Below are 6996 nucleotides of genomic sequence, written 5' to 3'. Positions count from 1 at the left end.
GCCATTCCCCCCGCCCCCGAACGCGCCTGAGGCCCCCGGTCGCCCCGCGACCGGGGGCCGTTTCACCCGGGTGTTCACCGGGGTGCGGTCTCGTTCCCCGCGCCGGGCGGGCAGTCGGCCTCGCCCTGGTCTCCCGCGATGAGGCGGCCGCACACCTGCTCGACCTCCGTCGTCCCGTCCGGGGTGATCGTCGCGAGCATCACCGGCTTGTCGAGCACCTGGTGCCCGGTGCTGCGGGAGCTGAAGCGGATGACTCCGCTCGCCCCGTTGCGCAGGACGTCGTGGTCCGGTTCGTTCAGCGCCGCGAACACCGACCCCGCCGACGGCAGTGCCCGCTCCTGCCAGTACACCTTGCTCGCGACGGTCGCCACGAGGGTGGCCGCGTCGTAGGCGACGGCCGCCCGGGTGACCGACGGCCGCTGTCCCTCGTTGTCCCCGTCGGTCATCTCGCGCACGGCCGGGTCGTAGTCGGAGTAGAACGTCTGCGGCGCCTGGTCGCCGATCCACCGCCACGTCCACGCCTCGCGCGCGGCGAGCGGCGTGAAGTACAGGTCGAAGGTGTTCTTGCGGCCGAGGTCGGCGGCGTTGTCGCTGACGTACTTGGCGATCTCGTCATCGGCCACGACCAGCGGCCGCTCGGGGCAGGACAGCTCCAATCCGTTGATGAACAAGCGGAACTCGTCCGACCTGCCGGCGTAGTAGAACATGCCGGGCTGGTCCTGGCACGCCTCACGCACGGACCTGTCCAGCTCGCCGGCGTTCTTGTACGGCCGCATGCGCACGTCACCGGCCCCGAAGGCCTTCTGGAAATCAACGGCCAGGTTCTCGCTGTACAGGTCGTCGGGTTCGTCGTTGTAGACGACGACGGCGTCCTTCAGCTTTCTGCCGCCGATGTTGCCGTTGCGTGCCCAGTAGGCGGCGTGCTCGGCGGTCCGCTGGTTCGGTGACGCGAGCCGGAAGTAGTACGGCGAGAAGCCCGCCTCGCCGTCGAGCAGCGCCGTCCGGTCGTAGCTGTTGGCCGTGCCGACCAGCGGCAGGGCCGACTTGGCCAGCAGCCTGATGGCCCGCTGCGTCTGCCGGCGGCTCTGCTCGAAGCCGACCACGGCGACCACGGAGCGGTCCTTCAGCGCCAGCTCCCGGATCTGCTCGGCGACCTGCACGGCGTAGCGGAACTTGGCGCCCGCGTTGGCGATCAGCACCCGCAGCCGCAGGGCGTCGCCCTCGGCGGCGTCGTTGAACCGCTTCTGCGCGACCGCCAGCCCGATCAGCTCCCCCTGGACCCCGGCGAGCAGGTCGATCCGGTGATTCTTGATCGACGGGTCGGCGGTCACCGGGCCGAGGTAGACGATCGTCGTGTACGGCTTGCCGGACTCCTCGACATGGTCGTTCAGCTCCTCGATCCGGTCCAGCGCCTTGTTCAGCCGGTTGTCGTTGTTCCGGCCGCCGGAGTCCTCGCCGAATCGGAACGCCCCGTCGGTGATGCCGACGCACTCGCCGTTGGCCATCCGCTTGATGCCGAACGGCGAGCAGTACTTCACCACCTGGACCGAGATCACGGTGATGGACGCCGCCGCGACCGCCACCATCGCGATCCACGGCAGCGCGGGATGCGCGAGCCGGGGCCGGCGCCGCACCGGCCGGACGGGCGGCAGGTCGCCGCCCGGGTCACGGGTGACGTCGACGCGCAGTTCCCGGCGCGAGCCGAGGGCCGCGACGCGCCGCTGCTCGCGCGCGTAGCGGTCCCACAGGCCGCGGGCGCCGATGACGCTCTGCGGCTCGCCCGGAGACAGGTCCACGCGGACCGCCGCCGCGAGCCGGTCGACCAGCAGCGGACCGGACGGGTCGTCACCGGCGGGCGCGGTCGGGTCGACGCCGGCGGTGACGACGAGCGGGTCGAAACCGGGACGCCGGTCATCGGCCTGGGCCTCGGCACGGACCCGCTCGGCCAGCTCGACGAACGCCACGCCGGGATGCCCCGCCGGCAGATGCTCGAAGATCAGCACCGGATACCGGACCCGGGCCCACGCGGCCCGCCGGTAGTCGCGCCGGTAGTTGCGCCGCAGATCCTCCAGGAACGCGGCCACGAGCAGCAGATCGAGCTGCTCGCCGTGATCGTCCGGCTCGACCGGGCGCGGATCGAACACCCCGAGCGCGAACCCCAGGAACCCCGTGGAGTCGCGGTCGACGTACGGCTGCCGCAGGAACCAGCCGTAACGCAGCACCCCGTACCAGCCGCGCGTCCTGGCCAGGATCTGCACCGCCACGAACGCCAGCCCGATGACGGCGGCCAGCACCGCCGCCGCCAGATCGAGGGCCGCCGCCGTCCCCGCGCTGACCAGCGCGACCACCGCGACGCCGATCGGAGCGATCTGCTCCAGGAACGCCAGGAACGTCGCCGGCCGGCCACGCGGCGAATCAAGGTCACGCAGCACGTCCCGGCCGCGCCGCCGGATCACCCGGTTCAGCTCGCGGCGGCGCGTGTTCTCGTTGTCCCCGACCGGCGGACGCGTCAGCCGCCGCACCAGCTGGTGGTTCTCCCGTTCGGCGGGCGCCGCGCCCCGCGGCACCGGACGGTCCCCGGCCAGCCGGATCTCACGCAGATCACGCAGCCACAACGCCATCTCCAGGAACGGGAACCGCAACGGCGGCTCGCCCCTGGCACGGCTGCTGGGCTGCGACAGCTCCCGCTTGGCCTCCCGCAGGACCCCCGCGACGTCACCGGCGGGAGTATCGGCGGCGATGTGCGACACCGGGGCCCGCTCGCCCTCGCACCGCGACTGCAGCATCTCGGCGACATGCGAGGTCGCGCGACGCGGCCCGAGCAGCAGCAGCAACGGCCGCAGCCGCTCCCGCCACCGCCACGGCGACCGCTCCCGCAACCGCTCGAACAGGTCGAGGACCCCGCGCAGCCGATCCTCGCTCAGGACCCGGTCGCCGTCGCCCGCCATGCGCCACACGCCTCGCTTCCCGGCTCGCCCGCCCTCTCCAGGGTTGGACGCGACGGCCCCCGAAGAGGATCGGAAACTTTTCCATGGTCATGTGGCCGGACATGGAACTCAATACCTTTGCCATCATTGGGCCATGAGTGACGACCGTGCCGGTGCGGACGACGAGCCGCTCGACGGCGACATCGGCCCCGCGTCCACCGCGACGGGACCGGGCACCACCGCGTCCGGCACGGCGGGAACGGATGCGGCCGAGGAGCTGCGGCGGTACGAGGACGAGCGCGAGGCGCGCCGCCGCGGCACCAACGCCGTGTCGGGGCGGATCGTCGTCGTGGTCGCCGCTCTGTTCCTGGCGTTCCTGACCTACGACTCCGTGCGGACGGCCGCGGCCGCGCACTCCAAGGGCGACGACTGGATCTACCCGCCCGCGGTCATCGCCGGGATCTGCGCGATCGCGCTGTTGACCCTGCTTACCTGGGCCTGGAGGCGGGTGAAGTAGCCTTCTGCGAGTGACCGACAGCGCGAATCCAGCCATTGACCTACCCGCCGATCTCAAGCCCGCCGACGGCCGCTTCGGGTGCGGACCGTCGAAGGTCCGTCCCGAGCAGCTCGCCGCGCTCGCCGAGTCCGGCTCGGCGTACATGGGCACCTCGCACCGGCAGAAGCCGGTCAAGTCCCTGGTCGGGCGAGTCCGCGCGGGCCTGTCCGAGTTGTTCTCGCTGCCCGACGGGTACGAGGTCCTGCTCGGCAACGGCGGCACCACCGCTTTCTGGGACGCCGCCGCGTTCGGCCTCGTCCGGCAGCGGTCGCAGCATCTGACGTTCGGTGAGTTCTCCAGCAAGTTCGCCAAGGTCACAGCTAGCGCGCCGTGGCTGGGGGACCCGACCGTCATCACCGGCCCGCCCGGGACGCACCCGGAGGCGTCCGCCGAGGAGGGCGTGGACGTCTACGCCCTCACCCACAACGAGACCTCGACCGGCGTCGCGATGCCGATCAGGCGCCCGGCGGGCACGACCGCGCGCGACGGGCTCGTGCTTGTGGACGCGACCTCGGGCGCGGGCGGCCTGCCCGTGGACGTGAGCGAGACCGACGTCTACTACTTCGCGCCGCAGAAGTGCTTCGCGGCGGACGGCGGCCTGTGGGTGGCGCTCGCGTCCCCCGCGGGGCTGGAGCGGATCGACGAGATCGCCAATTCCGACCGGTACGTCCCGGAGTTCCTGAACCTGAAGACGGCGGTGGACAACTCCGCCAAGGACCAGACCTACAACACGCCCGCCGTGGCGACGCTGATCCTGCTCGCCGAGCAGATCGAGTGGATGAACGGGCAGGGCGGCCTGACCTGGACGACGTCCCGTACGGCCGACTCCTCGCAGCGGCTCTACACATGGGCGGAGAAGACCTCGTACACGACGCCGTTCGTCGTCGACCCGGCACAGCGTTCGCAGGTGGTCGGCACGGTCGACTTCAACGACGACGTGGACGCGGCCGCCGTCGCCAAGGTGCTGCGCGCCAACGGGATCGTGGACACCGAGCCTTACCGGAAGCTGGGCCGCAACCAGCTGCGCATCGGGATGTTCCCCGCCATCGACCCGAGCGACGTCGAGGCCCTGACCGCCTGCATCGACTACATCGTCGAGCGGCTCTAGAAGTAGGGAGGACCCTCGGAGATGCCGCGCCGCGCCTCCGAGGGTCCCGCTTCAGGCGACGGCAGGCAGGCCGCCGGTGCCGCCCGTCCACTCCACCACGCGGTGGCTCAGGCCGGCGCGGTCGCATTCCTCGTCGGCGCGGGTGAAGCCCGTCCAGACGCGGTCGTCCATGTCGGTGTCCCTGGCCGTGGGCAGGAACGCGTCCGTCGCGAGCACCTCGGGCCGGTCACGGCGTCCGGGACGCCGCTCCATGCCGACCTTCAGGTAGGTGCCCTCGCGAAGCATCACGGCGGTGGCGAACTCCACCCGCGTGTGCCTCTCCGCTTCGCGGAACCAGCGCGGGTTGGACGCCCAGTAGATGTTCTGCTCGGTGTCGACGGCCACGGTCAGCGGGCTCAGCGCGGCGCGGGCCAGATGGACCTCGGTCGGACGGTCGCGGTGCACCCAGACCAGCGCGGCCCGTCCGGTCACCGCTTCGAGCACCTCCGTCACCTCGGACGTTGCGGTGCATCCGGCGAGCAGCTGGAAGATCGGCTCGCTGTCGGTCGTCCCGGACGCGGGCGGCAGCGCGAAGCGCGCCCGCAGGTCACCGGCGTCGACGTCGCCGTTGTGCGTGGCCACCACGCCGGAGAGGGGCGCTCTCGTGCCGCTGAACCCAGTGTTGGTGGACCCCGTGTTGGTGAACCCCGTGCTGGTGCCCGTGCTGGTGCCCGTGTTGGTGAAGGCGGCGGTGCCGGGGATGACCATCGGGCTGGCGTTGTCCGGCTCGACCGGCGAGCCCTGCGTCGCCCAGCGGGTGTGCCCGAGGGCGACCGGCGCGCGGTCGAGTTCGGGAAGCAGCTCCGGCCGCCAGACGCCCGAGAAGCGTCCGCGGCCCTTCAGCACCCGGCAGCCGTAAGCGCCGCCCCCCGGCCAGGCTCCGAGGAGCGCCAGGCCGGCCGAGTCCGTGCCGCGCTCCTCGGCCAGCATCCCCAGCGTGACGAACACGTCCGACGCCGTCCCCGCGTCGGAGGCGAACGGCGAACGCACCATCCCGAACAATCCGCACATGCAGGATGAGATGCAGATCATGGGCGGACGGTTCGAGTCGTGCACGGAGACGAATAGGCTCGGCAGCGTGAACCGCGCGCCCCAATGGCTGCTTCCCACCGTGCTGACCGCGCTCGTGCTGGCAGTGGTCGTCGGTGCGCTGCTGAACTGATGACGCGGGTCACATGATCGGCGGGGCGCGGAACGGGGATGATCAGGCCATGTCATTGCGTCCGTTCCGGGGGTCGTTCCCGCGCCGTCGCGTGTCCCGGGCCGGTGCGGCGCTCGTCCTCGTCGCGGCGTTCGGCTGGCTCCCGTCCCCCGCCGCGTCCGCGGCCCCCGCGCACCGGGCGGCCTCCGCGCCGGACGAGCGGGTGGCCTTCAGGATCCAGGACGAGCGGATCACCGAGTCCAGCGGGCTCGCGGTCAGCACGCGGCACCAGGGCGTCGTCTACACGCACAACGACTCGGGCGGCGTCCCGACGATCTACGCCCTCGGCACGGACGGGCGGGTCAGGGCCGCGCTGACGCTCGGCGGCGCGCAGGCCCGTGACTGGGAGGGCATCGCGGTCGGCAAGGACGGGCGCGGCCGTCCGTCGATCTTCGTCGCCGACATCGGCGACAACCTCGGCGGCGCCTGGCCGTACGTGACCGTGTACCGGATCCCCGAGCCGTCCCGGCTGCGCAGCCAGACGATCCGCGCCACCGCCTTCAAGATCAAATACGAGGACGGGCCGCGCAACGCCGAGACCCTCATGATCAACCCGCGCACCAACCGGCTCTACATCGCCAGCAAGCTGTTCGGCGGCAAGGTGTACGAGGCCCCGGCGAGGCTGCGGACGAGCGGGTTCAACACGATGCGGGAGGTCTCCGACGCGCCGTCCATCGCGACCGGCGGCGCGTTCTCCCCCGACGGGCGCACCTGCGTCATCCGGACCTACTTCGGCGCCCGCCTCTACTCGGTGAAACCGGACGGGAGCCCCGGCGAGTCGCTGACCTCGATCGACCTGCCAAGGCAGGAGCAGGGCGAATCGGTCACCTACACGGCAGACGGCACGTCCCTCCTGGTGGGGTCGGAAGGGACGAACCAGCCCGTCTACGAGATCCCGCTGCCGGAGGAGGCGCTGCCGCCGTCCGCCAAGCCGGAGAACGCCGGGACGACGAGCACGACGGAGGACGCCGAGGAGGGGCGCAAGGACGCCGACGGCCCCAGAGTGGGGCTCTTCCTCGCGCTCGCGATCGCCGGGGCGGTCGCCTACGGGCTGACGCGGAAACGCGGGGGAACGGCGGGAAGGAAGTGACGGGAGCGAACAGGCCGACCTGACCGGCACGATGGATGTCGGTGTCGAAGGGCGACGGGATGCTGCAAGGAGGCG

Annotated in this window: 6 protein-coding genes; 4 read left to right on the top strand and 2 right to left on the bottom strand. The window is 71.8% G+C overall.

From position 1 onward, the window contains the following. Positions 1 to 74: 74 nt before the first annotated feature. On the bottom strand, positions 75 to 2948 hold the full coding sequence (locus tag E1285_RS25175; protein WP_132156194.1) for an ABC transporter substrate-binding protein: 2874 nt from the start codon (positions 2946 to 2948) through the stop codon (positions 75 to 77). Between the two features lie 133 nt (positions 2949 to 3081). Here E1285_RS25175 and E1285_RS25170 point away from each other — a divergent pair, with 133 nt between their 5' ends. Continuing rightward, entirely contained in the window at positions 3082 to 3444 is a 363-nt protein-coding gene (locus E1285_RS25170) for a hypothetical protein (protein WP_132156192.1), read from the top strand. Positions 3445 to 3454: 10 nt separating this feature from the next. Beyond that, positions 3455 to 4591: a phosphoserine transaminase gene (gene serC / locus E1285_RS25165; RefSeq protein WP_132156190.1), complete on the top strand. Its 1137-nt coding sequence runs from the start codon at positions 3455 to 3457 to the stop codon at positions 4589 to 4591. Between the two features lie 51 nt (positions 4592 to 4642). Here the strand turns inward: serC and E1285_RS25160 are convergent, their stop codons facing one another. Then, on the bottom strand, positions 4643 to 5578 hold the full coding sequence (locus tag E1285_RS25160) for a hypothetical protein (RefSeq protein ID WP_165966751.1): 936 nt from the start codon (positions 5576 to 5578) through the stop codon (positions 4643 to 4645). On the opposite strand from E1285_RS25160, the gene E1285_RS45760 reads away from it, so the two are divergent. Both E1285_RS45760 and E1285_RS25155 read left to right on the top strand, forming a co-directional pair. Next, complete coding sequence (locus tag E1285_RS45760; protein WP_165966749.1) at positions 5568 to 5792, top strand: hypothetical protein; 225 nt, start codon at positions 5568 to 5570, stop codon at positions 5790 to 5792. The genes E1285_RS25160 and E1285_RS45760 overlap by 11 nt on opposite strands. Positions 5793 to 5841: 49 nt before the next feature. After that, positions 5842 to 6921 (top strand): hypothetical protein, encoded by a 1080-nt coding sequence (locus E1285_RS25155; protein ID WP_243723033.1) that lies wholly within the window; start codon positions 5842 to 5844, stop codon positions 6919 to 6921. Positions 6922 to 6996: the final 75 nt, after the last annotated feature.

Origin of the sequence: Actinomadura sp. 7K507, from assembly GCF_004348425.1 — a bacterium.
Taxonomy (GTDB): domain Bacteria; phylum Actinomycetota; class Actinomycetes; order Streptosporangiales; family Streptosporangiaceae; genus Spirillospora.
This window is presented reverse-complemented; position numbering and strand designations above follow the sequence as displayed.

Excerpts from the sequence above, each read along its gene's own strand:
- E1285_RS25175 (WP_132156194.1), bottom strand. The coding sequence starts at position 2,948 with ATGGCGGGCGACGGCGACCGGGTCCTGAGCGAGGATCGGCTGCGCGGG.
- E1285_RS25170 (WP_132156192.1), top strand. The coding sequence starts at position 3,082 with ATGAGTGACGACCGTGCCGGTGCGGACGACGAGCCGCTCGACGGCGAC.
- E1285_RS25155 (WP_243723033.1), top strand. The coding sequence starts at position 5,842 with ATGTCATTGCGTCCGTTCCGGGGGTCGTTCCCGCGCCGTCGCGTGTCC.